General features: G+C 69.3%; 22 protein-coding genes and 1 tRNA gene. 11 read left to right on the top strand and 12 right to left on the bottom strand.

Features of this window, described 5'->3' with window-relative positions; all coding sequences use genetic code 11:
- Positions 1-8: 8 nt before the first annotated feature.
- The 11 genes from IPG05_11155 to trxA all read right to left on the bottom strand — a co-directional run bounded on the left by IPG05_11155 (position 9) and on the right by trxA (position 13,868).
- Complete coding sequence (locus IPG05_11155; GenBank protein MBK6495637.1) at positions 9-452, bottom strand: hypothetical protein; 444 nt, start codon at positions 450-452, stop codon at positions 9-11.
- Complete coding sequence (locus IPG05_11150; GenBank protein MBK6495636.1) at positions 449-1,357, bottom strand: hypothetical protein; 909 nt, start codon at positions 1,355-1,357, stop codon at positions 449-451. The genes IPG05_11155 and IPG05_11150 overlap by 4 nt, the downstream gene beginning before the upstream one ends.
- The gene (locus tag IPG05_11145) at positions 1,338-2,534 is read right to left on the bottom strand and encodes an aminotransferase class I/II-fold pyridoxal phosphate-dependent enzyme (protein MBK6495635.1); all 1,197 of its coding nucleotides are present in this window, start codon (positions 2,532-2,534) and stop codon (positions 1,338-1,340) included. Before IPG05_11145 ends, IPG05_11150 begins: the two co-directional genes overlap by 20 nt.
- Entirely contained in the window at positions 2,531-3,154 is a 624-nt protein-coding gene (locus tag IPG05_11140; protein ID MBK6495634.1) for a fumarylacetoacetate hydrolase family protein, read from the bottom strand. The genes IPG05_11145 and IPG05_11140 overlap by 4 nt, the downstream gene beginning before the upstream one ends.
- Positions 3,151-5,631 carry a helicase gene (locus IPG05_11135; GenBank protein MBK6495633.1) on the bottom strand — a complete coding sequence of 827 codons (2,481 nt, stop codon included), beginning with the start codon at positions 5,629-5,631 and terminating at the stop codon, positions 3,151-3,153. Before IPG05_11135 ends, IPG05_11140 begins: the two co-directional genes overlap by 4 nt.
- Before the next feature lie 20 nt (positions 5,632-5,651).
- A complete protein-coding gene (locus IPG05_11130; GenBank protein MBK6495632.1) occupies positions 5,652-6,830 on the bottom strand; it encodes an asparagine synthetase B in 1,179 nt (392 codons plus the stop codon).
- A 110-nt stretch (positions 6,831-6,940) separates the two neighbouring features.
- A complete protein-coding gene (locus IPG05_11125) occupies positions 6,941-8,695 on the bottom strand; it encodes a hypothetical protein (GenBank protein ID MBK6495631.1) in 1,755 nt (584 codons plus the stop codon).
- Positions 8,696-8,893: 198 nt separating this feature from the next.
- A complete protein-coding gene (locus IPG05_11120; GenBank protein MBK6495630.1) occupies positions 8,894-11,947 on the bottom strand; it encodes a hypothetical protein in 3,054 nt (1,017 codons plus the stop codon).
- Positions 11,944-12,627 carry a DUF4159 domain-containing protein gene (locus IPG05_11115; GenBank protein ID MBK6495629.1) on the bottom strand — a complete coding sequence of 228 codons (684 nt, stop codon included), beginning with the start codon at positions 12,625-12,627 and terminating at the stop codon, positions 11,944-11,946. The genes IPG05_11120 and IPG05_11115 overlap by 4 nt, the downstream gene beginning before the upstream one ends.
- Complete coding sequence (gene rsmI / locus IPG05_11110; protein ID MBK6495628.1) at positions 12,624-13,472, bottom strand: 16S rRNA (cytidine(1402)-2'-O)-methyltransferase; 849 nt, start codon at positions 13,470-13,472, stop codon at positions 12,624-12,626. The genes IPG05_11115 and rsmI overlap by 4 nt, the downstream gene beginning before the upstream one ends.
- 66 nt (positions 13,473-13,538) lie before the next feature.
- Positions 13,539-13,868, bottom strand: coding sequence for a thioredoxin (gene trxA, locus IPG05_11105; protein ID MBK6495627.1), 330 nt, complete (start codon positions 13,866-13,868; stop codon positions 13,539-13,541).
- 40 nt (positions 13,869-13,908) lie between these two features.
- Here trxA and mce point away from each other — a divergent pair, with 40 nt between their 5' ends.
- Positions 13,909-14,298: a methylmalonyl-CoA epimerase gene (mce, locus tag IPG05_11100; protein MBK6495626.1), complete on the top strand. Its 390-nt coding sequence runs from the start codon at positions 13,909-13,911 to the stop codon at positions 14,296-14,298.
- 33 nt (positions 14,299-14,331) lie between these two features.
- On the opposite strand, the gene IPG05_11095 is transcribed toward mce, so the two are convergent.
- The gene (locus IPG05_11095; protein MBK6495625.1) at positions 14,332-14,784 is read right to left on the bottom strand and encodes a hypothetical protein; all 453 of its coding nucleotides are present in this window, start codon (positions 14,782-14,784) and stop codon (positions 14,332-14,334) included.
- 51 nt (positions 14,785-14,835) lie between these two features.
- On the opposite strand from IPG05_11095, the gene IPG05_11090 reads away from it, so the two are divergent.
- From IPG05_11090 to ychF, 10 genes are all read left to right on the top strand, one after another.
- Positions 14,836-15,564 (top strand): pyridoxine 5'-phosphate synthase, encoded by a 729-nt coding sequence (locus tag IPG05_11090; GenBank protein MBK6495624.1) that lies wholly within the window; start codon positions 14,836-14,838, stop codon positions 15,562-15,564.
- The gene (locus IPG05_11085; GenBank protein MBK6495623.1) at positions 15,561-17,441 is read left to right on the top strand and encodes a hypothetical protein; all 1,881 of its coding nucleotides are present in this window, start codon (positions 15,561-15,563) and stop codon (positions 17,439-17,441) included. Before IPG05_11090 ends, IPG05_11085 begins: the two co-directional genes overlap by 4 nt.
- Positions 17,442-17,656: 215 nt before the next feature.
- A complete protein-coding gene (locus tag IPG05_11080; protein ID MBK6495622.1) occupies positions 17,657-18,364 on the top strand; it encodes a flippase-like domain-containing protein in 708 nt (235 codons plus the stop codon).
- 97 nt (positions 18,365-18,461) lie between these two features.
- Positions 18,462-19,319: a 4-(cytidine 5'-diphospho)-2-C-methyl-D-erythritol kinase gene (gene ispE / locus IPG05_11075; protein MBK6495621.1), complete on the top strand. Its 858-nt coding sequence runs from the start codon at positions 18,462-18,464 to the stop codon at positions 19,317-19,319.
- 122 nt (positions 19,320-19,441) lie between these two features.
- Positions 19,442-19,512: transfer RNA gene (locus IPG05_11070), tRNA-Gln, on the top strand.
- A gap of 62 nt (positions 19,513-19,574) precedes the next feature.
- Positions 19,575-20,528: a ribose-phosphate pyrophosphokinase gene (locus tag IPG05_11065; GenBank protein ID MBK6495620.1), complete on the top strand. Its 954-nt coding sequence runs from the start codon at positions 19,575-19,577 to the stop codon at positions 20,526-20,528.
- 28 nt (positions 20,529-20,556) lie between these two features.
- Positions 20,557-21,207: a 50S ribosomal protein L25 gene (locus IPG05_11060; protein ID MBK6495619.1), complete on the top strand. Its 651-nt coding sequence runs from the start codon at positions 20,557-20,559 to the stop codon at positions 21,205-21,207.
- Positions 21,208-21,777, top strand: coding sequence for an aminoacyl-tRNA hydrolase (locus IPG05_11055; GenBank protein MBK6495618.1), 570 nt, complete (start codon positions 21,208-21,210; stop codon positions 21,775-21,777).
- 28 nt (positions 21,778-21,805) lie between these two features.
- Positions 21,806-23,869 carry a sodium-translocating pyrophosphatase gene (locus tag IPG05_11050; protein ID MBK6495617.1) on the top strand — a complete coding sequence of 688 codons (2,064 nt, stop codon included), beginning with the start codon at positions 21,806-21,808 and terminating at the stop codon, positions 23,867-23,869.
- Between the two features lie 297 nt (positions 23,870-24,166).
- Positions 24,167-25,264 (top strand): redox-regulated ATPase YchF, encoded by a 1,098-nt coding sequence (gene ychF, locus IPG05_11045; GenBank protein ID MBK6495616.1) that lies wholly within the window; start codon positions 24,167-24,169, stop codon positions 25,262-25,264.
- Positions 25,265-25,270 lie beyond the last annotated feature (6 nt).

Raw genomic sequence — 25,270 nt, 5'->3', positions numbered from 1 at the left:
CAGCGGCCTCAGGCGAAGGTACCGGCGCGAAAGCGCCAGCAACGGTCCAGGAATTCATCGAGCCATCCGCGCGCGATGAACGCGTCGACGGCAGCAGCGGTCGCGGCGGCATCCATGCCCCACAGCGTGACGCGGGGCACCGACTCACGAAATTCCGCCTGGATCAGGGAACGGTCGTCGGCGGTCCAGACGGTCGGCAACTCCTGCCCGAACCGCGCCGATACCCCGTTCACGCCGGGACCACCGACGGCGATCGTCGGCGCGGTGTGAAAGAGGGGGGTCTCAAACCATGCGTGGTCGCTCATCAGCACGGCACGTCGGTACGGATGCCCCGCGCCGCGGGTCGCGATCTCCCGCTGGAGCCCGAGTGCCACCAACCGGTCCGGCGATTCGGCGTCGAGCGAGGCGGCCACCACGACCGCCACGGTCTCGGCCGCATCCACGAGCTTCATTGTGGCCTCCCGCTGTCGGGGAGGGTCCGTTGCGCCTTGCGCAGGTCGTATTCGTACTGCTTCTGCTTCCGAAGTTCGGCCACGTTCTTCTTGAACTCCTCGAGGGTGGCGGCCCGGCGCGCTGCGAAGAAGAGATCCTCGCGCATGGCGCTGAGCCGCTTGTTCATCTCCGCCTGCGTCGGGTTCCCCTGCATGTTGATCGGCAGGAGCCCCAGCAACGCCGTCGGCAACTTGATCGGACCGATGTAGATCCACTGGCCGTCGATGCCGACCTTCTTGCCGCCGATGTTGGTCGTCCACGACGGCGGCCGATTCGCCGGGTTGGCCCGTTCGGCTGCCAACCCATCCAAATACTGCTGGACCATCACCGCCACCAGCGAGTCGGCCACCTGGTCCATCGACTTGCCCGCGAGCGTCGCGGCAATTTCGCGCGGCGACATCGGCAGCGGCTGGACCCAGAGGCGGCCGCTGCCGTACGCCGGCGTCAGCGGCGACCGTGGTGATGGCGCCGCCGCGACGACCGGCGTTGGCGCCGTCGCGGGTGCGACGCGCCCGGTGTCACCCGGCGCACTTCGCGGGGCAACGGCCACGGCCGCAGGCGGTCGGCCGGCAGGTGCCGCGACGGCGGCGGGAGCGGCCGTCGGCGCGCGACGCACGGCCGCACGCGGAACCACCGGCGCAAGCGCGATCGGACGGTACTCCATCATCACCGGCTCCGGCCGCTCCACCGCCGTCACCATCGGGGCCAACAACGGAGAGGTTGCACGCTCGTCCGCATCCCGCACGCTCCACTGCCATCCGACCAGCACGGCAAGGTGCGCCATCCCCGCCATCAGCCAGAGCCACCACGCCGCCGGCGCGGTGGGGGCGAGTTGGAACGCTCGCTCAGCTCTGCGCGAGGGCAACCGCGTCCCGGCACGCCGCGAGTGTGCGCCCAAGACGTGACACCGCTTCCCGGATCCGCGGCGCAGGCTGCGTCAGGGCGATCCGGAAGAAGCCTTCGCCGCCCGGACCAAAGCCGCTGCCCGCCATCGTCACGACGCCCTCCTCCTCCAACGCCCGAGTCGAGAAGTCCGCCGATGCGATCCCCGGGGGCAACGGGATCCAGAGGTACATCGCCGCGATCGGCACCTCGACGGTGAATCCCTGCGCACGGAGCGCCTCGACGGCGGCATCGCGCCGCACCTGGAGCTCCGCCACGATCGGCTTCACCAGCTCCTCGGCGTGATCGAGCGTCCACGCCCCGGCCGCCTGCAACGCCAGGAAGGGACCGGTATCGACGTAGCTCTTCACCTTCGTGAGCGCCGTGATCAACTCTGCGCGCCCAACCACGAAGCCGAGCCGCCATCCCGTCATCTGGAACGACTTCGACAGCGAGAAGTATTCGACGGCGACCTCGCGCGCACCCTCGATCTCGAAGATGCTCGGCGCCACGTAGCCGTCGAATGTCAGGTCGCAGTAGGGATTGTCGTACGCCAGGACGATGTCATGCCGACGACAGGCCGCGACCAGGCGCTCGAGATACTCGCGCGATGCCACCGCCGCCGTCGGATTGTTCGGGTAGTTCACGAACACCACCTTTGCCCGGCGCAGCGTCTCCTCGGGGAGGGTGTCAAGCTCCACCAGGAAGTTGTGCTCGGGGCGGAGGGGGACGATCACCGGTTCCGCACCGGCGAGCATCGAGCCGCCGATGTACGCCTGATAGCCGGGCTCCGGGATGATGGCGACATCTCCCGGATTGCATACTGCCATCGGCAGATGCGAGAGCCCTTCCTTCGATCCGATCAGCGGCAGCATCTCCGTGTAGGCGTCGAAGCGCTGGCCGAAGCGGCGCTCGACCCACCGCACCGCCGCTTCACGGTAGGCGGGCAGCCCCTGCTGGAAGCCGTACTTGTGATTGGCCGTCACGTCGAGTGCGCTCTTGAGCGCATCGACGACAGCCTTCGGCGGCGGGCCGTCCGCATCGCCCGCGCCGAGGTCGATCACGTCGACGCCGGCCTCCATCAGGCGACGCTTGATGGTCGGGATCTTCGCGAGGGGATACCCCGGCAGTTGTCCGACCCGATCGCTGATCTGAATCATGCGTCCCCTCCCGCCACGGTATTCCTCAGGATCCCCACACCGGGGATCTCGACCTCAACGACGTCACCGGGGTGGAGCCGCCCCACACCCTCGGGCGTTCCCGTCAGGATGAGATCGCCCGGTTCGAGGGTCATGATGCCGCTGATGTACTCGATCAGCACCGGGATCGAGAAGATCATGTCGCTGACCGGGGCACGCTGCCGTTCCTCGCCGTTCACCCGACCGATCACCTCGAGCCTGGTCCAGTCGAGGCCCTCCGCCACCACCGGCCCCACCGGACAGAAGGTGTCGAACCCCTTGGCGCGGCCCCACTGGCCGTCCGGCTTCTGCAGGTCGCGGCAGGTGACGTCGTTGCCGCAGGTGAAGCCGCGCACATGCGCCATGGCGTCTGCCGCCGAGACCTTCGAGGCGCGCGTGCCGATCACCACGCCGATCTCCGCCTCGTACTCGACCTGCTGGGACACCGACGGGATGACGATCGTGCCGCCCGGCTCGAGCAGCGCCGAGGGCGGCTTGAAGAAGAGCATCGGGTTCTTCGGGATCTCGTTGCCGAGTTCCTTGGCATGCGCCGCATAGTTGCGACCGACGCAGACGATCTTGCTCGGTTGGACCACCATCATGGTGCCGCTCCGATCCCGTGACGGGCGAAGAAGTCTTCACACTTGCTGCGCACCTGGCTCCACGGACCGATCACGCGGTCGGCCGGCGGCAGTCCCTCGAGCAACATCATGCCGTAGCGCTTGGTCACCACGCGCCGGTCGAGCAGGATCACGACGCCGACGTCCTGGGCGCTCCGGATCAACCGGCCAAAGCCCTGCTTCAACTTGAGCGCGGCGTGCGGGAGCAGGTAGCCCGAGAAGCCGTCCTCACCCTGCTCCGCGATCCGCTCGAGGCGGGCCGCGGTGATCGGCTCCGCCGGAACCTTGAAAGGTAGCTTGGCCAGCACGAGGCTGCGGAGCGCCCGACCGGGAACGTCCACGCCTTCCCAGAAGGAGTCGGTGCCCAGCAGAATGGCGTTGCCGGTCTCGCGAAAACGGCGCAGAAGGTGGTCGCGTTGCCCCTCCCCCTGGACCAGAATGGGAAACCGTTCGCCGAGGACCGAGCGCAGCGTCACCGCGGCGCGGCGCAGGGCGGCGTGGGAGGTGAAGAGGACGAAGATGCCGCCATCGCCGGCGAAGGCGAGGTCGTGCACCACGTCGACAATCGCCGCGTCGTGGCCGGCCTCGTCCTCACGCGGATCGGGGACATCCTCCGGCACGCCCAGCAGGCATTGCGCCCCGTAGTCGAACGGCGACGGAAACACCTCGGCCAGCGTGATCGGCGAATCACTGCCACCGAGGCCGATCCGCGACGAGAGGAACGAAAAGTCCCCTCCCGTGGCAAGCGTGGCACTCGTCAGCGCCACCGTCTTCACGCGATCGAAGAGCAGTGACCGCAGGGTAGGCGCCAGGTCGAGCGGCACCGCGGCCATCTGCAGCGCCTGCCCCTTCGGCCCGGTCCGTTCGATCCAGCGCACTTCCGGCGGACGGCCCACCGCCGGGCGCAGCGTGATGTTCAACCCGTCCGCCGCCGAGTCGAGTCGGCGGATGACGCCACGACACTCCATCAGCAGCTGCTCGCGACGCTCGGTCCCCTCGGCCTGGGCCAATCGATCGGCGATGGTTTCGGTGACCTCGGCAATCAGCTGAAATGAGCGGACGGTCGCTTCGAGCTCGCTGGTCAGCCCCTCTGCCCAGATGGCCTGCGACCCGAAGGTGTCGTCGAGCCGCACTTGCCCGCTCCCCTGCTGTTCCAGGAAGCCGAAGAGGCGCAGGACCAAGCCCTCGGCGGCACGACGCGCCTCCGCCACGGCCGGGGCGAGTCGATCGCGGATCAGGTCGAGCGACGCTCGCGAGAGGAGGTCGTCTGCAGTGGCGAGGTCGCGCTGCAGCGAGGGGACCAGCCCCTTGCCGCTTCGCTCCAGCCGATTGAGCAGCCGACGAATGCCGCGACTCGACACCTGCACGCCGAGGTGCGACGCCGCGACGTCCTCAAGGTGGTGGGCTTCGTCGAGGATGATCCGCTGGTAGGCCGGCAGCACCGCGGCCTCCATCCAATTGTCCGACGCCTGCCGCACGGCGAGGTCGGCGGCGAGCAGGTGGTGATTGACCACCACCACGTCGGCTTGCGCGGCGCGGCGCCGTGCCCGGAAGACGAAGCACTTGTCGAAGTGCCGGCACTGCAGCCGCGTGCACAGGTCGGCCTCGGCGGCCACTTCGTCCCACACCTCACTGGTCGGGGGCGCGGGCAGGTCAGCGAGCGTGCCGTCCTCCGTGTGCGATGCCCAGGCGGTGAGGTCGAGCAGCTCCTGCAACCGATCCCCCTCGAGCAACGACTGCTGGCTCGCACTGGCGGTCTCGAGGCGGGCGCGGCAGAGGTAGTTGCGCCAGCCCTTGAGAAGCGCGAAGGTCGGCGTGTGCTCCGCCGTGCCGAGCGCCCGCGCGAGGAACGGCAGGTCCTTGCCGACCAGCTGGTCCTGCAGGTTGATCGTATTGGTGGAGATGACCGTGCGCTCGCCATTGGCCTTGGCCCACGCCAGCGCAGGGACCAGGTAGGCGAACGACTTGCCGACGCCGGTCCCGGCTTCCAGCAACAACACGCCGCCATCGTTGTAGGCATCGACGAGGTGCGCGGCCAGGTCGCGCTGGCTGCGCCGATCCTCGTAGCCGCCCAGCTCCTTCGAGATCGGGCCATGCTCGCCCAGCTGCTCGATCACCTCGAACGGGTCGAGCTTGATCTCGAGGCGGGCGGTCGGCACCTCGACCACGACGTAGAGCCGCTGCCCGGTGTTGTCGACAATCCCGAAGCCGATGCCGTCATCGTGGGCGCGCGCCGCGACGGAGAGGTCGGCCATCGACGGCTCGAGATGGCCGCTCGGATGGTTGTGCAGCAACATCTCCCCGGCGCGTGCGACACCGGGGAGAGCAAGGACGCGATCGACGGTGCCGCGCGCGACGACGCGGACGGCCGTGATGATCCGGTCGGCATCGAGCGTGGCCACGAAGGAGACTTCGTTGCCGTCGGCGGCGCTGATTTCCCGGCGCAGTGCATCCCGCACTGCCGGCGACAGGCGATCGTTCAGGTCTTCAGTTCCTTCTTCTTCGCCGCAGGGAAGAGGACGTTGTTGAGAATCAGTCGGTAGCCGGGCGACCCCGGATGCAGGGCCAGGTCAGTCGGTGCGTCGCCGATCGCATGCTGCGGATCTTCCGGGTCATGGCCTCCGAAGAAGGTCCAAGTGCCCTTCCCCCGCGACCCATGGATGTACTTGACCCACGGTGCCCCGAGTTCATCGCCCAGAACGACGACATCCGGCTTGAGGCGGTCCCGACGGAATGAGGTCGTCAGGCCGAAGAAGTCCGGGATCACCTGCCGGTGGTTCTGGACCAGCATGGTGGCCACCGGGTCGATCTTCGCCGAGAAGTTGAAGAGCGTGAACGCCCCGAGCGGCTGGCGGGCCACCCCGTTGACCTGGTGGCCGTCAATATCGCTGAAGACGGCCAGCGAGGGCGACTGCTCGAGCGTGGCCCCCTGGAAGGCCAGCGCGGACTCCCAGTGCATCTGCGACGAGGCGCGCGGATCCATCGGGGTGCCGTCCGCGTAGGCGGCCGCGATGTCGACGCCATCGCTGGCCAGGGCCAGGTCGAGCGTTTCGGTTGCCGTGCACATCGCAAAGAGAAAGCCGCCGCGGTCGACGAAGCCGCCGATCTTCTGCGCCACGGCACGCTTCATTGCGGGGACGTTGGCGAAGCCGAGCTGTTGTGCCGTGCCGCGATTCAAGTCCATCATCGATTGCAGCCACGGCGCGCCGGCATAGTTGAGGACGAACTTCGAGTACTGCCCGGTGAAATCCTCGTGGTGCAGGTGGAGCCAATCGTAGTTGGTCAGCCGTCCCCCGATCACTTCCGGATCCCAGACGCGGTCGTACTTGATCCCGGCATACTCGAGCACCATCGTCACCGCGTCGTCCCACGGTGCGGCGTTCGGTGGGGCGTAGACCGCCATGCGCGGGGCCTTCTCCAGCGGCACAGCGTCCATGTTGCCACCCTGCAACTGCGCCCGCATTTCGGCGACCGTCCCCTCCGTCGCCGACTCGAGCGTCACACCGGAGAGCGCGGCGTCACGCTGCACGGCGTCGCTCGCGGGCATCAGGAACGAGCCGCCGCGATAGTTGAGCAGCCACTCCGACTTCTCGCCTCGCTCCAAGGCGCGGAACGCGACGCCGTACGCCTTGAGGTGATCCCCCTGGGCATCGTCCATCGGCACCAGGAACGACGCACGTCCGGGCCATGCGCTTCCCCAGGCACCGCGGGGCAGCAACACGCTCCCGCCTCCGGCAAGCGCGACGCGCAAGAAATCGCGGCGATCGATCACCCCGCACCGCCGGGGACGGCGGTGCGCCGCAGCGCGTCGCGCAGTCGACGCGCCTCCGGCGCCACCGCACTGGTGGGGAACTCGATCAGCAACCGTTCCAGCCGCTCCGTCGCCTCGGTCACCTTGCCCGATGCCGCGTCGAGTTCGGCCAGGGCAAAGCGTGCCGACGCCGCAGTCGAGGGCGCGGCGACCGTATCGGCAGCGAGCAGCAGCGCGCGGGCCGCGGCTGTGTCACCCCGGGCACCGGCGATCCGCCCCGCGAGCAGTCGGGCCTCGGCGCCACCGGCCACCGGCAGGCTGTCGGCGAGCGCGGTCAGGGCGCGCAGCGCCGCGGCCGAATCGCCGCGTTCGAGGTTGAGCAGCGCGGTGCCCAGGGCCGGTACCGAGTCCTTCCCCACCGCCTGCAGCAGCGCAAGGATGGTGACGCGTGCCACCGCGAGTTCACGATCATCGTCGAACGGACCGGCCTCCTTGAGGAGCGCACTCGCACCGGCGAGGTCGCCACGATAGAGGCGGAGACGCCCGCGCAGATCGAAGCCCGGCACCGACGAATCGGTGACCACCAACGCATCGGCCCGGTCAAACTGCCCACCCTTGGCCCACGCCATCGCAATCCGTCGGCGCGCCTGGTCGCGCTGGTCGAAGTCGAGCGACCCCGCCAGCGTGGCCAGGACCGACTCCGCTTCCGCGGCTTTCCCTTCGGCGATCAGCACGCCGAGCAGCGTTCCCGAGGCGCCCGTCGACGCGCCAGCGGGTGCGTTGGCATCGGCGGCGACGAGGCCGAGCAATCGACGGGCGTCACGTTCGTTGCCGCCGTCGGCAAATGCCTTCGCCGCGTCGAGTCGCGTGCGGGCGGCCGCGGCGCCATCCTGCCGAGAGGCGATGATCTCGAGCGCGGCGCCGCGAACCTGTTGGGCCGGCGGATCGGTTCGGCCACGCAACTCTTCGAGGAGCGCGGTCAGCAAGGCGACGCCTTGCGCCCGGTCCGCCGGGAGCAGGGAGCGCATCTGCCCGAAGCCGGCCTCGAGGTCACCCCAGCGGACTTGCAGCAAGGCGAGCAGTCGGCGCGCCGAGATGTCACCCTCGCGCAGGATCGTCTCGCGCACCACGCCGCGTTGCGCTGGCGGTGCCTGACCGAGCAGCACCAACGCGCCATTGCGATAGCTGGGCGCGACGGCGAGCACCTCCAGCCATTGCTTGGTCGCCGCCGCATAGTCCCCAGCCATCTGCAACACCTGGGCGTAGTCGGGGCCGAGCGAAAGCGCGCCGAGGCGCTTGCGCCCCTCCTCGAGCGCGGCCCGCGCCGAGCGGACATCGCGGCCCTCGATCGCCGCATCCGACCACTCGCGGAACGGCGTGTCTTCGCCGGGCGTCGCGGTGGACCACCGCAGCGCGTAGCGCTTGGCGGAATCGACCAACCCGGCACGAGCAAAGGTCCGGACGGCCATGGAGAGGATCGCGACCGTGGTGGAGTCGTGGGCGACCGCTTGCACGGCGAGCGGCAACAGTTCCCGGCCGCGCCCGATGTTCTGTAGCATCCGTTCGGCGCCAAGCAACGCCTCTCCCGATGCCGGTTGGGCGCTCAGGACCTGGAGGTAGGCCGCAGCCGCCTCGGTGTCGGAACCACGACGTTCGGCCGCCACTGCCCGGGCCAGGACATCGCCGACGGCCGGCACGCGCGACTGTTGCGCGGACGCGCTGCCAGCCCAGCAGGCCGTGGCGATCAGCACCGCACGCAACACCCCGCTCATGGCGTGCCCGAGCTCAGCCGGCGGAAATATTCGAGGACGCGTCGCCGCTCATCCGGACTGAGTCGCTGCAGCGATTCCCATCCGGGAAGCCGAATGTCGTCGGCGCCGCTCTTGAGCCGCGGGTCGAGCGCATCGGGGCGCTTGAGCGCACCATCGGTGGCGGTGGTACTCTGCCGTTCCTTGGCGTCGTCCTTCTCCTCACCCCTGCAGCGTGCGTCCGGCGTCGAGCATCTTGCGGAAGAGTCGATCCTGGCGCTGCACCGTCTCGCGATCGAGCTTGCCCGTCTCCAGCGTCCGGGCAAGCTCCTTGGCTTCCTGGGCGAGGGACCCCGCGCCGGGGAGCATCCCCTGCGACTTCATCCGCTCAAGCTGCTGCGCCACCGCCCGCTGCTGCATCGCCATCTGCAGCATCTGCTGCATGCCGCTCTCGCCCTGCTCCATCATGCCGGCCGCGTCCTGCGCCATCTTGCCCTGCTTCCCCGCCATCTGCTGCATCTGCTCCATCATCTCCTGGACACCGCTCCCGGATTGCGAGCCGCTGACGTTGTCACGTGCCCGCAGCAACGAGAAGGCCGCCACCGCCAGCGCATCGACCCCGTCGCCAGCCAGCTCGGTGGCGGTGCGATAGTTGGGCGTCACGGTCGAGACGGCATCGATGGCGCCGCGCATCGCCTGCCGCGCGGCGGCGAGTGCCCCGGCGATCTGCGGCGAGACCAAGGCGTTGGTCGCACCGGCGGCGATGGCCTGATCGACCAGCTTGCCGGCCCCCTCGGCGAGCACCGCCTCCTCCGCGCGCACCGGCGCGAGCAGCGCGCCGCGGCGCAGCGCGTCCGCCACCGCCACCTGCCGCTCGGCTAGCCGTGCCGTCTCCGCCAGGATGCGGTCGAGGGCGCGCACCGTCTCGGCGCGCATCTGCTGCTGCATCTCGCCGCGTTCCTCGCGAATCTTCTGGTCGAGCTGATCGAGCTTCGCCTGCGCCTGTTCCCCGCCCTGCTGCGCCTCCTGCCGATCGCCCTGCGACGCGGCCTGCGCCGCCTGCTGCATCTGCTGTTGCGCCTGCCGGGCCTGCTGCGCTGCCTGTTGGAGCCCTTCCTTGGTCGCGGCGGTCGGCACCTTCTCCGCCGCCCGATCGAGGGCATTCGCGAGCGAGTCGGCCTGCTTCGCGAGGGCGCGTTCCGCGGCCGCCGAGGCGGTGCTGTCACGACCACCGAGTTGCTTCGCCACTTCCTTCTGCGCCTCGGCGAGCCGCTTCGCCTCCTGCGCCATCGTGGCGAGCGATGTCTCGAGCGCGGCGCGCTTGAAGAGTTCCCGCGCCTGCTCGATCGCGTTCTTGGTCTTCTCCTGCTGCTGGGCCATCGCCTGCAGGGCGTCGCGCGTCCGTGGCGCATCGAGATCGGCCAGCGCCTTCTGCAGCTCCGCGAGCTGTGCTTTCAGTTCCGGCGAGATGGCCTCGTCCAGCAGCTTGCGAATGTCGCCCAGTTGCTTGGCCAGCGTCGAGTCGGCGAGCCCTTCGCGTTCCGCCGCCTGACGCAGCGCATCGACCTGCTGCTGCAACTTCGCGGCGTCGTCCATCACCTTGCTCTGCGCCTGCGCGGCCGCCTCCGCCTTCCGTGCCGTTTCGAGCGCCAGCGGATCGGAGTCACTGCTGCTGGTGCCACCGGCCGGGCGTTGACGCTCCCGCGCAAGGTCCTCGGTCTGCCGCTGCGCCTGCTTGGCAGCGGCTGCCAGCGAGTCGAGGCCCCGCGCCGTCGTGGCCGTCTGTTGTGCCCTGGCCGCGCGCTGCTCGCTCTCGGTGGGGAGCCGCACGAGAAATTCCCGCGAGCGACCACGATGGCGTGCCGGCGCGTTGTCGGTCGCCACGGCGCTGTAGTAGAGCGTGTCACCTGCGCGCAGCCCGAGCGCGACCAGGTCGAGCGCGCTTGAAAGCAGCGCCCGATCGGTGGTGCCCGTGGGCAACGGCACCGGCAGGCGCGTGGTGACACCCTTGGCCCCTCGGCGCCACTCCAGGCCGGCGTCCGTCAGGCCGTGATCGTCGGCCAGTGCAATCACCAATGGCAGTCGCAACGACGGTGGGGCGACCGTGTCCGCACCCGGAACGGGAAGGTCAATCGTCGGCGCGCTGTCGGCCACGAGCCGCAGCGCGAACGTCGGCGGCTCCCCCTCCAGCGCGCCGCCACCGGGGAGGGCGACGCGCAGCGTGTATTGGCCATCACGCGCGGGCTGCACCGAGCCCTCGAACGCCATCCCCTGCACACCGAGCGGGAACGCGATCGTGCCGCTTGCGAGCACCACCCCGGCGATCGGCGTGGTGGCGCGACCGCGCAGTCGCAGCGTCGTGCCCTCGGGCAGCACCAGGGTGTCGCCTGCGATGGCGAGTTCCTCGTCGGGGAGCGCGAGGTAGCGCGGGTAGATCGCGGTCAGCGTCAGCGCCCCGAGGAACGCCGGCAGGCGCACCGTGACGGTCCGTTCTTCGGAGGTTCGTCCCCCCGCTTCGGCGCGAGCGACAAGGTCCGCACCCAGCGGCGGCGTCTCGAGTTGGCCATGCCCATCCGCATCGAGCGCGATGGTATCCTGGCGCCACGCCTCGCCCGCACTGCGGGTCACCACGACGGCGGACCGTTGTCCGACCGCCTCTACCAGTAGCGTTGCTTTGCTGCCACGCGCCACGATGCTGTCGGCGACCGTGAGCCGCACCGGGGCCGTAAGGCTGCGCCACGCCTCGACCGGCCGCCAGAGTCGGGCTGGGGCGCCGCGCAGCGGCTGTGCCACCGCGAGGGCGACGACGCCGACGACGAGGATCGCCGACGCGATGCGCGCGCGGTGACGCTCGGTCGCGAGGGCGGGACCCAGTGCATGAAGCGCACGGGTGCGCACTTCCTCCGCCCGCGCCACACCCGCCGCCCGGTGGAGGACGTCGGACGTTCCTGCGACACTGCCGTCGAGCACCGTCGTCAGCGCGCCCTGCCGCCACGCGCCATCGGCTTCCAATTGTGCGGCGACGTGCCAGGGGCCGAGCGCCGCAATCGCGCGACGCGCCGTGATCACGCCGGCGGCGAGCAGACTCAGGGCCACGAGCCAGCCGACCAGAATCGTGATCGGGGCCACCACCACACCGGCGCGGGTCAACCACGCGACCAACGCCGCGCCGCTGGCGACCGCCGCGATCGCGGGCAGCACGCGGGCCAGCCCGCTCAAGCCGCGCAGTGGGCGCGCCGCCTCGTCGAGCGCCTGCTCGAGCGGGGCGTCGCTCATCCACCCCATCCCACGGCGTACGCGAAGAGATTCACCCCCATCCGCAGTGCCGACTCGCGCGCCGGGACGGGATCGTTGTGCACGGCGGGATCTTCCCAGCCATCGCCCAGATCGGATTGATAGCTGTAGTACAGCACCAGCCGACCCTCGACGAAGATGCCGAAGCCCTGCGCCGGCTTGCCGTCGTGCTCGTGGATCTTGGGAATGCCGGCCGGAAAGTCATAGACCAGATGGTAGATCGGATGGTCGAGCGGCACTTCGACGAAGGGGCGATCGGGAAAGAGCTTCGCCACCTCCCGGCGCCACGAGAGGTCGAGACCGTAGTTGTCGTCGACATGGAGAAAGCCGCCCTGCAGCAACCAGCGCCGCAGCGTCGCGCGTTCCTGATCGCTGAAGCTGATGTTGCCGTGCCCGGTGGCGTAGAGATACGGCACATCCCACAGATCGGGGTCGGCAAGCCGCACCACGCGCTCCGCCCCGGCCGTGGGCAGCGCCGTCCGTTCCTCGATCGCGGCGAGCAGATTGGGAAGCGACGTGGGATTGGCATACCAGTCCCCGCCTCCCTCGTAGTGCAGTCGACCGATCGTGAGCGCACTGGCGGCGGGGCGCGCCACCTGCCCCGACGCCGGCGGCGCGAGCGCCACGGCGAGGAGGAGCATGGTGGTGACGCGAGGCATCATGATTCGTCCATGACCAGGCGGTAGGCATCGTTGCGGGAGAGGCCGAAGCGGGTGCTCACCATACGGACCAGATCCTTGCGAGATTCGCCGGCAGCGAGGCCGTCGCGCACGGCGGCCATGATCTCGGCCGGGTCGGCGGCGGGCTCATCATCGCCGTGGTGATCGCCCCGACCGGCAAGGACCAGCGTCACCTCACCGCGCGCGGCCGTCTCCCCATAGTGTTCCGAGAGGGCGCTCAAGGTTCCTGCGCGAAACTCCTCGTGCAGCTTGGTGAGCTCGCGGCAGACCACCGCCTGGCGTTCCGCGCCACATGCCGCCGCCAAATCGTCGAGCAACTCGGGGAGCCGATTCGCCGCTTCGAAGAAGACGACGCTCCACGCCTCCCCGGCCGCACGCTCAATCAGTCGCTTCCGCTCCACTCCCTTGCGCGGCAGGAAGCCGAGAAAGAGGTAGCGATCCCCGGGGAGACCGGCGGCCGAGAGTGCCGTCGCAACCGCCGACGGCCCCGGAATCGGGACCACCGTGAGCCCGGCCGCGCGAGCCGCCGCCACCAGTTCGTGGCCGGGGTCACTGATGGCCGGGGTCCCCGCGTCGGTGACCAGCGCCACATCCCGCCCGGCGGTCAGCACCGCCAGGAGGGCGTCGGCGCGGTTCGCCCCGCTGTGGGCGTGGTAGGAGAGGAGTCGCGGATGGGCGTCGATGGACGCCAGCAAACCCAACGTGCGCCGGGTATCCTCGGCTGCGACGGTGTCCACGGTGCCGAGCGTCTCGACCGCGCGCGTCGAGAGGTCCCCGAGGTGGCCGAGGGGGGTCGCGACGACGTAGAGGGTGCCGGGGGAGGTCATGCGGGGAAAGAAAGCCGACAGCGGCCCCGGCGTCATCTCGCCGGGGCCGCCGTCGGGGGGCCTGGATCAGGCCAGGTGCTGCTTGATCTTCGCTTCGAACGCCGGGCGGGGCATCGCGCCCACCACGGTATCGACGTGCTGACCGTCCTTGAAGAAGGCGATCATCGGAATCGAGCGGACGTTGAACTTCATCGCGGTCTGCTGATTGTGGTCGACGTCGAGCTTGGCCACCTTCACCTTGCCCTCGTATTCCTCGGCCAGCGCTTCGAGGGTGGGGGCGATCGCCCGGCACGGCCCGCACCACTCCGCCCAGAAATCGACCATCACGAGACCCTTGGTCCCGGTCACTTCATCTGCAAAGGTCGCATCGGTCACGACCACGGTCTTGCCGCTCATTTCATCACTCCTGACGCACCCGTCATGTTAGGTTCCCACCATGAAGCCTACTATCGCGCACATTGGCATCGCCGTGCCGGACGTGGATGCCGCCCTTCGCTTCTATCGTGATGTCCTGCAGGTGCCGACCCGGGGCCCCGAGGAAGCCGATGGGGCCAAGATCGTGCACCTGGAGTTCGGCGATTCCGAGGTCGAACTCCTCGAGCCGATCCACCAGGACTCGCCCATTGGCCGCTTCCTGACCAAGCGTGGCCCGGGCATCCATCACATCTGTTACCGCGTTCCGGACCTCGACGCCGCCCTCGCCGCGTCGCTGGCGCAGGGCTACACCCTGATCGATGCGACACCACGGACGGGCGCTGGCGGTTGCCGGATCGCGTTCCTGCATCCCAAGAGCACCGACGGCGTCCTGATCGAACTCACCGAGTAGGGTGCTCGCGGAGGAAACGCCCCGGGGAGCGAATCAGTTCCCGGGCCGGCCACCACTCGAGCAGGCCTGGTTGACCTTGCTGGCCGCGTCGAGGTCGAGGTTCCGGACCAGCCACCCCTCCTTGCCGCTTTCGACCGCCGTCACCGGCAGGACGACCTTGCAGCTGCCCCGGGCAATCTCGGTCGTGACCACCCGCTCATTGTCCTTGGCGCCACGCACCTCGGAGAGCGCCCGAACCTTGACGCCGTGGAGGTAGGCCTGGATGATCATCATCCGCTTGTCGGTGCCTTCCACACGACGACCGATGAGGCTTCCCTTGTCGGTGCCGAAGAGCTGGCCCATGCGGACCAGATTGCTGTCGGACGCGGCGCGGATATACTCCTCTACCGCCTGCGACGCAGTGCCCGCCTTCTGGGACTGGGCGGCGGCGGAGGACCCGACGGTCAACGCAAGCAGGACGACGGCTGGAGCGATGATGGCGCGCATCGATACCTCGTGGGGGAAAGACTGGTGAAACGTATACCCCGGCAGCCGTGAATGCGACCGCTTCGGCTCTATATCAACGTGGATCATGTGGCGACCCTCCGGGAGGCGCGGCGGACCGACGAACCGGACCCACGGCGGGCGGCGGCGGAGGCCGAAGCGCACGGCGCGGACGGGATCACGGTCCACCTCCGGGAAGATCGGCGCCACATCCAGGATCATGACGTCGAGGGGATCGCGGCGTCGGTGACCACGGTCTGCAACCTCGAGCTGGCGACCCGAGAAGACATCGTCGACTTCGCCTGCCGACTGCGTCCCTATCAGGTGACCATCGTCCCCGAACGTCGCGAGGAAGTGACCACCGAGGGTGGCCTCGACCTGACGCGGCGTGACCCGTACCTTCGCACCGCGCTCCGTCGCCTCGACGCGGCCGGGATCCACGTGGCACTCTTCATCGATCCGGATATCGCCGTCATCGATGAGGCCAAGGATCTTGGTGTCCCTGCGATCGAGCTGCACACCGGCCGATACGCTCATGGGTGGCACCACGACGGTGGCAGTTCGCTCGCCGAGGTGCAGCGGGCCGCGGAGTACGCGGCGGGGATCGGCTTGGCCGTCCACGCCGGACACGGACTCACCTACGCGAACGTCCTGCCGATCGCCCGCATTCCCGAGATCGAGGAACTCAACATCGGACACAGTGTCGTGAGCCGGGCCATCTTCGAAGGTATCGGTCCCGCGGTCCGCACCATGAAGCGGCTCTGCGAGGACGCCCGCGCGTGAGCACCGCCGCCCGCCGCGCCGAATTCTTCGCCCTCGAGGCGCGCGAGTACCTCGCCGACCTCGATCCGGCCGTCGCGGGCGATGCCCCCGAGCTGGAGCGACTGGTGCGGGGGGCCCGCGCCCTCCGCGGCGCGGCGCTCATGGCGGGCCTCGGCACCTATGCCCGCGCCGCCGCCGGCCTCGAGGCGCTGGCCCGCCAGGTCCGCGACCACGCCACGCCGTGGGCGCCAGGACCGCGGGCCGCCTGGCTCGACGGCCTCCAGACCCTCCGCGACCTGACCGAGCGCGCCACCGCCTGGGAGGCGGTTGACGACCGCGCCGCCCTCGCCCTGGCCGATCGGATCGAACGCGCCACCTCGGGTGGCAGCGTGAAAATGACGGTGCCGGCAACGCCGGCGCTGACCCCGGGTGTGCGCGCCTTCATCGCCCGCGAATCGGCGATGATCGCCGGCTCGCTGGAGGAAGCGGCCCGCGCGCTGGCCCCGGTGCCACCACAGGCCGCGCTGGCCGCGGTGCTCGAACGGATGCGGGCGTTGCGGGGGCTGGGCGGCTCCGCCGAACTATCGCCGCTGCCGGAACTGCTCGACGCGATGGAGATGGCGACGCGCACCTTGCTCAGCGACGTCCCGCCGCCGCCCGACGTCGCCACCCTCTTTGCGGATGGTGCCCACGTGCTTGCGGCGATGGCGAAGTCGATGAACGACGAGGGCCGCGTGGAGCAGCCGCGCGAACTCGCCGCACTCGCCGATGCGCTGCTCACCTCATACGCCGGCGAACGCGACGTCGTCCCGATCGGTATGCTCGCGCCCGAGGGCGGTGAGTCGCTCCTCCGTCGTGGGACGCCCCCGCTGCTCGCGGGTGACGCCACGCCGGTCGCGCTCGAACTGGTTGGCGTCGGCGATCACCTGCTCGAGATCGCCGAGCAGTTGCAGCGCAGCCCGTCGAGTGCGGCGGCCGACCTCCGCCTCTTCGTGCTGCACCGCACGTTGGCGACGATGCCGCCGAAGTCGCCGACCGGCCGCTTCCTCGCACCACTGGCGCAGGCGTTGACCGGCGCCATCGGTGCGGGGCTTGCCCGCGGTGATCGTGATCGATTCCTCGGCCTCCTTCGCGACGCAGGACGGTTCCTCGCGGAGGCCGGCAACGCGCCGGCGGATGCGCAACGGCTCGGTGCGAGGGACCGCCTCGCGGCGACGATCCTCGGCGCGGCGTTCCATGCCACGCCCGATGGCTCGCCAGCGGTGACGCCGGCGTTGCTCGCCAACCCGTGGCAGCCACCCGCGCTCGACGTGCCGGCGCCGGCGACGATTCCCGTGGTCACCTTCCGACCTGACGAGCCGCCGGTCGTGGCGATCGAACTGCCCGTGCCGGAGGAGGCGCCGATCGTGTCGATCGCCTCGCTTGCGCCGGATGAGCCGCCCATCGTTGCCATCGAATCGCTCGCGCCGGATGAGGCGCCGATCGTTGCCATCGAGTCGCTCGCACCGGATGAGGCGCCGATTGTTGCCATCGAGTCGCTCGCGCCGGATGAAGCGCCGATCGTTGCCATCGAGTCATTGGCACCCGATGCGCCGGCCGTGATGATTCCCGCCGCGGCGGCCGGGATGCCGGGCCGCCTCGAGCGGGCATACCGCTCACTCGCCCTCGTGACCGCGCAACGTGGCGATGAGGCACCGTCGCTTGACGCCCTGCTCGGCAACGACGTGCTCCCGATCGAGCAGCTGCTCTATCGCGGGCAGTCCGCCCTGCACCGCGCGGCGCAGGTGCGCGAGGAAATCAACGGCCTGCTCTCCGAGCCCACTGTGTCGCTCGACCGCCTCCGACCCTACATCCAGGAGCTGCTCGACCTCGTGCCGCTGGCCCGTGACGCCGCCTGAGGCCGCGCCGCGCGGCAAGCGCGCGCTGCAGTTGGCCCTCGGGATCGCGATCTCCGCGGCCGTCGTCTGGTACACCTTCCGGAAGACCGACTGGGCCGCGTCGTGGCAGTACATGGTCGCGGCCGATCGGCTCTGGATGTTCCTCGCCGTCGTGCTCGCCACGCTCCCCTTCCCGCTGCGGGTGCCGCGGTGGCGGTGGTTGCTGCATCACGAGGATGGACGGCCCGTCGGCTGGCTCCCCCGCGTGGCACGCCATCGCGATGGGGTTCGCGGCGAACAATGTGCTGCCGCTCCGCGCCGGCGAGGTGGTGCGCATGGGCGCGGTGTCGCGGTTGGGCCGCGTGCCGTTCGCGGCGGCCCTCTCGAGCATTGCCGTCGAGCGGGTGATGGATGCGCTGGTCGCGATGGGGCTGCTTTCGCTCGCACTCACGCGCGGCGGGATCGACCCGTCGCTGACCTTGCCAGGAAAGTCGAAGCCGCTCGCTGAAATCGCCACGACGATCGGCGCGCTCGGCCTCGCGGCGCTGATTGTGGCCGCGCTGGCGGCTTGGCGGCGCGAGACCACCCTCGGCGTCGCACGCAAGCTCCTCCCCCGCAACCGAATCGGCGACGCGCTTTACCACTTCGGCGAACGCATCCTCCTCGGCATCTCCGCGCTGAGTGATCCCCGCACGGCGCTACCGGTCGTGGGGTGGTCCCTGGTAGTCTGGCTCTGCAACGGCGCCGCGTTCTATGCCGCCTTTGCCGGCCTTCGGCTTCGACATTCCGTTCAGCGGGGCGCTGATCCTGCAGGGCGCCGTGATGATCGGAATCGCGGCGCCACAGGTCCCGGGATACTTCGGCGTGTTCGAGGCTCACGATCGGCGGCACCCTCGCCGCGCTCTACCAGATCCCGCTCGATGCCGGCATCGCCTACGGCCTGATGTATCACGTCACCACCTTCGTCCCCATCACCCTGATGGGCGCCTGGTCGGCCGTGACCACGGGCTTTCGCCGCGAGGCGATCCCGGAGGCGGCGGCATGAGCGACACGCTCACGCTCACCTGCCCCGCCAAGGTCAACCTCTTCCTCCGGGTCCTGGCCCGCGAAGCCTCAGGCTACCACGGCATCGAGACACTGTTCTGCCGGGTCGCGCTGCATGACACCCTCGAGGTCACCCGTACCGCCGCCGGGATCACGCTCGACGTCGAAGGTGCGGATGTCGGCCCCATGGAACAGAACCTCGCCTGGCGGGCGGCCGAAGCGGTCCTGGCCGCGACCGGGCGGCGCTTCGGCGTGGCGATGCGGCTCGTCAAGCGGATTCCGGCCGGCGGCGGGCTCGGCGGCGGCTCGAGCGACGCGGCGACCGCCCTCCGGGCGGTGAATCAGCTCGCCAACGGCGCCGTCCCCGGCGCGGAACTGCTCCAGATGGCCAATCGGCTCGGGGCAGACGTCCCCTTCTTCCTCGCCGATGCCCCGCTCGCGCTGGCCTGGGGCCACGGCCAGCGGCTGCTGCGGCTGCCGGCGCTCCCGCCCAAGCCGATGCTGCTCCTCTTCCCCGGTGCGGCCGTCCCGACCGGTGACGCCTACCGCTGGGTCGACGAGGTCCGCGACGCCGACGGCCCCCGAGGGACCGTGGTCCTCGATCAGCCGGTGCTGCAGTCCTGGAGCGACATCGCCCGCCTCGGCGGCAACGACTTCGAGGGCGCCGTCTTCGGCCGCTTTCCGGCGATCCGCGCCGGTTTCGAGGCCCTCGCCGGCACCCACCCCTTCCTCTGTCGGATGAGCGGCTCGGGGAGCACCCTCTTCGCCGTCTACCGGACCGAGCCGGACCGGGACGACGCCGCGAGCCGGCTGGGAGGGAAGTTCGGGGTGGTGGTGAGGACTCAGGCTGGGTGAGGGGTGAGGGGTGACCAGTAACCAGTCACCCGTGACCAGGGGGCCCCGGCTTCAAATCACAGGTCACTGGTCACTGGTCACCTTCCATCGAGAAACCCGACTCCGCTAGATTCTGGCTGCTCTGCCCCGTCGTCTAATGGCAAGACGCCGGTCTTTGGATCCGGCTATCGTGGTTCGAATCCACGCGGGGCAATACCGTGGTTTTCCTCCCCTTCCCCAGCATCCCCCCCACCGCTATCTTTCCGGGCTGTCGTTATGGCGGATACACCTTTGACTTCGAAGCCGATGCTCCTCCTGAGCGGGTCGGCGAATCGTCCTCTCGCAGAGGAGATTGCCCAGCAGTTGGGCGGTCAACTTTGCAAGGTGACGCTCAAGCGCTTCGCCGATGGGGAGATCTTCGTCCGGATCGATGAGAACGTCCGCGGGCGGGACGTCTACGTCATCAATTCGACGAATCCGCCGGCCGAGAACATGCTCGAGCTGCTGCTTCTGATGGACGCGGCGCGGCGGGCGAGTGCGGCGCGGATCACGGCGGTGATGCCCTACTTCGGGTATGCCCGCCAGGACCGCAAGGATCAGCCGCGGGTGGCGATCTCCGCGAAGCTGATGGCGAACATGGTGTCGGTGGCGGGCGCGGATCGCGTCCTGGCGATCGACTTCCACCAGCACCAGTTGCAGGGGTTCTTCGACCTTCCGGTCGACCACCTCTACGCGGCGCCGGTCTTCGTCCAGCACTACCGGCAGATGAACTTGCAGGACGTGGTCGTGGTGGCGCCCGATGTCGGCTCGGCCAAGATGGCCCGAGGCTTTGCCAAGCGGCTCAACGGGACGCTGGCGATCATCGACAAGCGCCGCACCGGCCCGAATGTGGCCGAAGTGGTGAACGTGGTGGGCGATGTCGCCGGCAAGAATTGCATTCTCGCCGACGACATGATCGATACCGGGGGCACGATGGCGGAAGCCGTCCATGCCCTCAAGCGCCTCGGCGCGAATGATGTCTACATCTGCGCGACCCATGCCCTGCTCTCGGGGCCCGCGGTCGAACGGCTGTCGGCGGCACCGGTGACCGAAGTGGCGGTCACCAACACGATCGCGATACCACCCGACCGCCATTTCCCGGCGCTCAAGGTGCTCTCGATTGCGGGATTGTTGGCCAAGGCGATCGGATATACGCACAGCGACCAGTCGGTCAGCGCGTTGTTCGACTGAACGACTGAACTGAAGGACGGAGACGGCAATGCATCATGTAGAGCTTAACGCACAGTCGCGTTCGAAGTCGGGCAAGGGCGCGGCGCGGTCCCTGCGCCGCGAAGGGAAGGTTCCGGCGGTCCTGTACGGGCATGGCATCGAGTCCCGCGCACTCGCGGTCGAGTCGCGCGCCCTCGGGCGCCTCCTCGAGGTGATCGGTGGCGAGGCCACCCTGGTCGATGTCGCCATCGATGGTGGCACCCCGATCAAGGCCCTGGTCCGCGAGGTCCAGCGGAACCCGGTGAAGCGCGCCGAGGTCATCCACATCGACCTCTACGCCGTCGTCGCCGGTGAGCCGATCGTCGTCGAAGTCCCGGTCCATGTCATCGGCACCGCCGACGGCGTCCGGAATCAGGGCGGGGTCCTCGACCACCACCTGCACCGGATCAGCATCAAGGTGCTGCCGGCCGACATCCCCGAGCACATCGACGTCGATGTCACCCACCTCGCGCTGGGTCATGCCGTGCACGTCCGCGACCTGACGCTCGCCAAGGGTGAGTTCATGCACGATGGCGGCCTCTCGGTGGTCTCGGTGATCCCGAGCCGCGCCGAAGTCTCGGCCACGACCGAAGCGGTCGGCGCCGAGCCGGAAGTCATCAAGAAGGGCAAGGCCGACGAGGCCGAGACCGTCGGCGCCTAAGTGGCGAAGGCGATCGTCGGGCTCGGCAACCCCGGTCCCGAATACGAGCGCACTCGGCACAACGCCGGCTGGATGCTGTTGGATCACCTCGTCGCGCGGTGGGGCATGGCCCCGTACCGTCGTGCCGAGCAAGCGGTGGCAACGTCGGGGACGCTGGAAGGCGTCCCCGTTCGTTTACTGAAGCCGAACACCTACATGAATCGCAGTGGCGACGCGTTGCGGATGTTGCGGAGCCCCTCGTGGGACCCGGCGTCGGACCTGTTGGTGCTGGTCGACGACGTCGCGCTGCCGCCCGGCCGCTTCCGCCTGCGCGGGGCGGGCTCGGCGGGTGGTCACAACGGCCTCAAGAGCATCGAGGGCGCGCTTCGGCGCCAGGACTACGCCCGCCTCCGGATTGGCGTGGGCGCCAAGCCGCTGGAGTACGACGACCTCGCCGACTGGGTGCTCGGCCGCTTTGCGGACGACGAACGCGCGGCACTCGATGCAACACTCGACCAGATGGCGGAGGCCGTGGCCTGCTGGGCGCACGACGGCATCGAGATCGCCATGACCCGATTCAACCGTACCTGACCACCACTCCCTCGAACCCACTGAGACCATGACCGAGAACTTGCCCCTCTACGCCCTGGCGATCGGACTCGTCGGCCTCGTCGCCACGATGGTGAGCTTCTTCGCCGTCAAGAAGCGCCCGGCCGGCTCCGGCATCATGCAGGATCTTGCCGAACAGATCTCGCTCGGCGCGATGGCCTTCCTGAAGCGCGAGTACGTCGTGCTGCTCCCCTTCCTCCTCGCGGTGGCCGTGCTGCTGTCGTTCGCGGTCGGCGCCAAGACGGGTATCGCCTACGTCCTCGGCGGCATCGCCTCCGTCGCCGCGGGGTGGGTCGGGATGAAGGGCGCGACGATGGCCAACGTGCGCACCGCGGAAGCGGCGCGCGGTGAGGGTCAGGCGGCCGCGCTCCGGGTGGCGTTCGGCGGCGGCTCGATCATGGGGCTGGCCGTGGCGTCGCTCGGTCTCGCTGGGATCGCGATCGTCTTCATGGCGCTGGGCAAGGTCGAGCTCGCCACCAACACCAAGCTCTTCGGCGAGATCATCTCCGGCTTCGCGATGGGTGCGTCGAGCATCGCGCTCTTCGCCCGTGTCGGCGGCGGCATCTACACCAAGGCGGCCGACGTCGGCGCCGACCTGGTGGGCAAGGTCGAAGCTGGCATCCCCGAAGACGACCCGCGCAACCCGGCCACCATCGCCGACAACGTCGGTGACAACGTCGGCGACGTCGCCGGCCTCGGCGCCGACATCTTCGAGTCGTACGTCGGTTCGGTGATCGCGACGATCGCCCTCGCGGCCACGTCCGTGCTGATCCCGGATGCCAATCGCATCACGGCGATGCTCCTGCCCGTCGGGTACATCACCGCCGGCCTGGTGGCCTCGCTGATCGGCGTGTTGACCATGCGTGTGCTGGCCAAGGGCAATCCGGCCAACGCGCTCCGGCTGGTGACCTTCATCGCGGCCGGCCTGTTCCTCGTCTTCGCGTGGATGCTGACCTCCGCGCTGCCGCTCAACATGGTGGATGAGGCTGGCACGGCGCTCTCGCCGATGGGGCCGTTCTGGGCCGTCCTCGCCGGGACCGTGTCCGGCATCCTGATCGGCCTCGTGACCGAGTACTACACCGCGATGGGCCCGGTGAAGCGGATCGCCCAGGCCTCCGAGACGGGCCCGGCCACGAACATCATCGCCGGCCTGGCGATCGGGATGGAAAGCTGCATCATCCCGGTGTTCCTGATCTGCGGCGCGACCTGGATCGCCTTCTCCGTGGCCGGGCTCTACGGCATCTCGATCGCCGCCGTCGGCATGCTCGCCACGGTGGGCGTGACGATGTCGGTCGACGCGTACGGCCCGATCGCCGACAACGCCGGCGGCATCGCCGAGATGAGTCACCTCGGCAAGGAAGTCCGCGCCATCACCGACGGACTCGATGCCCTCGGCAACACCACCGCCGCGATCGGCAAGGGCTTCGCGATCGGCTCGGCGGCGTTGACGGCGCTGGCGCTCTTCTCCGCCTACGCCTCGGCGGTCGGCCTCGACAAGGTCGGCCTCAACCTGATCGACCCGATGGTCGTCATCGGCCTCTTCCTCGGCGGCGTGATGCCGTTCTTCGTCGGCGCCCAGACGATGACGGCCGTCGGTCGCGCGGCGCAGGGGATGGTCGAGGAAGTCCGTCGTCAGTTCCGCGAGATCCCGGGTCTGCTCGAAGGAAAGGAAGGCGTCAAGCCGGATTCGGCGCGTTGCGTCGACATCTCGACCAAGGCCGCCCTGCGTGAGATGATCGTCCCGGGCGTCGCCTCGATCCTCGTTCCCGTCCTCACCGGTTCGCTCCTCGGCGTGAAGACCCTCGGCGGCCTGCTGGCCGGCGCGACGGTCACCGGCGTGATGATGGCGCTCTTCATGGCCAACGCCGGCGGCGCCTGGGACAACGCCAAGAAGTACATCGAAGGCGGCGCGCATGGCGGCAAGGGCTCCGATCCGCACAAGGCGGCCGTCGTCGGCGACACCGTCGGCGATCCGTTCAAGGACACCTCGGGCCCCGCGATGAACATCCTGATCAAGCTGATGAGCGTCGTGTCGCTGGTGCTCGCGCCGTGGTTCGTCTCGCTCGGCAGGTAGTCGTAGGTCGTAAGTCGTAAGTCGTAAGTCGTAGGTCGTAGGTCGTAGGTCGTAGGTCATTTCGGGGCGGAGTTCCTGCTGAACGGCGGGCGCTCCGCCCCGAGTGCGTCTGGCAGCGGGTCCCGCACCCCCCCGCTCCCCGCCCCCCCCCCCGCCAGCCCGGTTTCGGAGTCTCCGCGGGGGCGGGCACCCCAGCGGGACGTTGGCTAGATTTCCGCGGCTGGCGTGGCGCGTGGCTCCGTGACAGACCTACGACCTACGACCTATGACTTACGACCCACCACCCCACGGACCCTCATGCTCGCCCTCGGTATCGTCGGCCTTCCCAACGTCGGGAAATCCACGCTCTTCAATGCGCTGACCTCGGCGGGGGCGCTCGTCGCCAACTATCCCTTCGCCACCATCGAGCCGAACACCGGCGTGGTCGAGGTCCCGGATGATCGCATCGGCGAGATCGCCAAGCTGATCAACCCCGAGCGCACCGTTCCCGCGACGGTGCAGTTCGTCGACATCGCCGGCCTGGTCAAGGGCGCGTCCCAGGGCGAAGGCCTCGGCAACCAGTTCCTCGCCAACATCCGCGAGGTCGACGCGATCGTGCACGTGATTCGCTGCTTCGAGGACGACGACGTGCAGCACGTGATGGGCGGTCCCGACCCGGTGCGCGACCGCATCGTGATCAACACCGAGCTCGCGCTCTCCGACATGGTCTCGCTCGAGAAGCGCCTCGACCGCGCGACCCGTGCCGCAAAGACCGGGGACGCCGCGGCGAAGGCGGAGAAGGCGCTGATGGAACGGGTGATGGCGGTGCTGGAGAACGGCGGCCTCGCGCGGGCCGTCGAGCACACGGCGGAGGAAGAGCCGCTCTTCAAGTCGCTCAACCTCCTCACGTCGAAGCCGGTCCTCTATGCCGCCAATGTGCGGGAAGACGAACTTGCCGCGGGCAACGCGCATGTCGAGGCGCTCCGCGCCGCGATCGTCGCCGACGGCGAGCAGGCCGACGTGGTGATCTTCTCGGCGAAGGTTGAGGCCGAACTGGCGGAGTTGCCGGCCGAGGATCGGACCGACTTCATGGCGTCGCTCGGCGTGCAGGAATCGGGGCTCGATCGCCTCGCGCGGGCCGCGTACCATCTGCTGAACCTGCAGAGCTACTTCACCGCCGGCGAGAAGGAGGTCCGCGCCTGGACCATTCGCGTCGGGGCGAAGGCGCCGGAAGCTGCCGGGGTGATTCACTCCGATTTCGAGAAGGGATTCATCCGCGCGGAAACCGTCGCGTATGCCGACTTCGTCCGGGTCGGCGGCTGGAAGCCCTCGCGCGAACAGGGACTCGCACGCGCCGAGGGGAAGGAATATGTGGTGCAGGATGGTGACTTGATGCTCTTCCGATTCAACAACTGAGGTGAT

The sequence above is a fragment of the Gemmatimonadota bacterium genome, assembly GCA_016704275.1.
GTDB lineage: Bacteria > Gemmatimonadota > Gemmatimonadetes > Gemmatimonadales > GWC2-71-9 > Palsa-1233.
Note: the sequence above shows the minus strand (reverse complement) of the source record. Positions and strands in the feature narration are given on the sequence as shown.